Origin of the sequence: Vibrio sp. OPT46, assembly GCF_015163535.1 — a bacterium.
Classification (GTDB): Bacteria; Pseudomonadota; Gammaproteobacteria; order Enterobacterales; family Vibrionaceae; genus Vibrio; species Vibrio alginolyticus.
Genome location: NZ_JADDYG010000188.1, coordinates 1 through 233 on the forward strand (window position 1 = coordinate 1; position 233 = coordinate 233).

1 protein-coding gene is annotated in these 233 nt (G+C 40.8%); it reads right to left on the minus strand.

Annotation, left to right across the window (positions count from 1 at the left end; all coding sequences use genetic code 11):
- Positions 1-29: 29 nt before the first annotated feature.
- On the minus strand, positions 30-233 hold a 204-nt coding region (locus IQR33_RS08690; protein WP_322631758.1), incomplete at its 5' end, for a helix-turn-helix domain-containing protein.

The following is a 233-nucleotide window of genomic DNA, read 5'->3' on the forward strand; positions in this document are numbered from 1 at the left end:
GAATATAATGCCAGCTATTTGAACGTGTTTTATTTGTAAAGGTCTTTATTTATTTGGTAGCGCTGCATCTTGTCGTAAAGGGTTTTTCTTGGCACATTTAATTGGCACATTGTCTGTTTAATACTACCGTTGTTTTCTAATAAAGCGCCTTCAATGGCTGCTCTCTCAAACTCCGCCACTTGCTCTGCAAGGCTTGAGGAAGACTTAGCAACTGGGTTCGATTCTCCCAACTG